The following is a 2,031-nucleotide window of genomic DNA, read 5'->3' as shown; positions in this document are numbered from 1 at the left end:
GTCCTGGCCGTGTTCCGGCAGTTCGGGATCAAGGAGTTCGTCGCCTCCAGCACCGGGAACAGCTCCACCGCCCTGGCCCGCGCCGGGCAGCAGGAACCAGCCGGCCAGGATGCCGAACGCCGCGATCGGCACATTGACCCAGAACACCCAGCGCCACGAGGCGTGTTCGACCAGCAGCCCGCCGAGGCTGGGCCCGAGTGCCAGGCCGAGGCCCTGGGCGGAGGCCTGGATGCCGAGCGCGCGCCGCATCGCGTGCTCGGGGACGCCCCGCGCGACCAGAGCGACGCTGTTGGCCTGCATCATCGCGGCGCCCACCGCCTGGACGGCGCGGCAGCCGACCAGGGCCCAGAGACCGCCGGCGAATCCGGCACCGAGCGAGGAGAGGCCGAAGACCGCGAAGCCGCCGATGTACATCGTCTTGCGGCCGACCAGGTCCGACAGCCAGCCGATCGGGGCCAGCAGGGCGACCAGGACCAGCAGGTAGGCGAGGGCGACCCACTCGACGGCGGCGAAGCCCGCGTCGAAGTCCCGGCCGATGGCGGGGAAGACCAGGGCGATGACACTGGCGTCCAGCTGGCCGAGGAAGGCGCCGAGACAGACCGTGCCGACGGCGAGCCAGTGGGCGTGGCGCCAGCCGGCTATGCCGCGCGGCCGGGGCCGCTCGGTGAGCAGCCGCGAGGCAAGGGCGGTGGCGTTCATGGGTACGAATATATCGGATACAGATATGTTCTCTCTACGAGCAGCTCGTTCTACGACAGGATGTGTCCCACGGTACGGACGGTGCCGGACGGACGCCCGCGGCAAGGCCTGCGACAGAGCCGCAACACGGCGCGGCCCCGGGGCCCCGACCAGCCGCCGAACCGCCCCGTACCAGGCGATACGCTGTCCGCCATGCCGTCGTCACCACACGTTCCCGACCCCGCCACCGCAAGCCCCGACCCGGCGGTCGAGCACGCCCGGCAGCTGACCGACACCGTCACCCGGCTGCGCCGCGCGCTGCGCAGCAGCATCCGCACCGACTACCCGTGGGAGTCCCTGCCGATGGCGCAGGTCGAACTCCTCCAGACACTGGCCGCCGCGCCGCTGCGGGTCGGCGAGCTGGCCGCACGGCAGCGGCTCGCGCCCAACACCGTCAGCGGACTGGTCGGGAAGCTGCTCGACGCCGGCTTCGTGGACCGCCAGGCCGACCCCGGCGACCGCCGCACCGCCCGGATCGCCCTCACCCCGGCGGGCCGGCGACAGCTGGACGACTGGCAGCACGCCCACGAGCGCCGCATCGCCACCGCGCTCGGCACCCTCGACCCGGCCGACCGCGCGGCGGTCGTCAACGCCCTGCCGGGCCTGGAACAGCTCGCCCGCGCCCTCGCACAGCCAGGCACCGGGCCCGAGCCGGCACCCGCCCAGGAGCCCGCGGCCGGGTGAAAACCACTGGCCGCCGCGTTCGCCCGCCGCTACCGTCCCCGGCATGACCAGCACAGCGCTACGGATCGAGCCCTGGACGGACGACGACCTCGCGCTGCTGCGCCGGGTCAACACGCCGGAGATGAAGAAGCACGTCGGCGGGCCGGAGAGCGCCGAGCAGCTGCTCGTACGGCACCGGCGCTACCTGGACTTCGTCCCGTCCGGGCTCGGCTGCATGTACCGGATCGTGCTGCTGCCCGAGGGCGAGGCCGTCGGGACGGTCGGCTACGGCACCCGGACGTGGGAGGGCCGGACCGTCCACGAGATGGGGTGGAACGTGCTGCCCGGCTTCCAGGGGCGGGGCATCGCGGTCGCCGCGACCCGCGCGGCGGTCGAGGCCGCCCGCCGCGAGGCCGCCCATCCCCACCTGCACGCCTTCCCCTCGGTGGACAACCCCGCCTCCAACGCGGTCTGCGCGAAGGCCGGCTTCACACTGCTCGGCGAGACGGACTTCGAGTTCCCGCCCGGACGGCTCATGCGCAGCAACAACTGGCGGGTGGAACTGCGGAGTTGAGCGGCAGGCGGTGGGAGCTCGGCGGTGGGGGCTCGGCGATGGGGGGCTCAGCGGAC

The 2,031-nt window shown here is 73.7% G+C and carries 3 protein-coding genes; 2 read left to right on the top strand and 1 reads right to left on the bottom strand.

Translation table 11 applies throughout. The features are described from left to right. Positions 1-699 (bottom strand): MFS transporter (locus tag ACIQOV_RS39140; protein WP_401055625.1); only part of this gene is annotated, 699 nt, incomplete at its 3' end. Between the two features lie 192 nt (positions 700-891). Here ACIQOV_RS39140 and ACIQOV_RS39135 point away from each other — a divergent pair. Both ACIQOV_RS39135 and ACIQOV_RS39130 read left to right on the top strand, forming a co-directional pair. After that, a complete protein-coding gene (locus tag ACIQOV_RS39135) occupies positions 892-1,422 on the top strand; it encodes a MarR family winged helix-turn-helix transcriptional regulator (RefSeq protein WP_359908043.1) in 531 nt (176 codons plus the stop codon). Between the two features lie 43 nt (positions 1,423-1,465). Beyond that, complete coding sequence (locus tag ACIQOV_RS39130; RefSeq protein ID WP_401055623.1) at positions 1,466-1,975, top strand: GNAT family N-acetyltransferase; 510 nt, start codon at positions 1,466-1,468, stop codon at positions 1,973-1,975. Positions 1,976-2,031: the final 56 nt, after the last annotated feature.

This window comes from Kitasatospora sp. NPDC091257 (assembly GCF_044757675.1).
Taxonomy (GTDB): Bacteria; Actinomycetota; Actinomycetes; order Streptomycetales; family Streptomycetaceae; genus Kitasatospora; species Kitasatospora lactacystinica.
The sequence above is the reverse complement of the archived record's forward strand: the minus strand, read 5'-3'. Positions and strand labels throughout refer to the sequence as shown.

What these genes read in the sequence shown, in the direction of transcription:
- ACIQOV_RS39135 (WP_359908043.1), top strand. Translation starts at nt 892, where the DNA reads ATGCCGTCGTCACCACACGTTCCCGACCCCGCCACCGCAAGCCCCGAC.
- ACIQOV_RS39130 (WP_401055623.1), top strand. Translation starts at nt 1,466, where the DNA reads ATGACCAGCACAGCGCTACGGATCGAGCCCTGGACGGACGACGACCTC.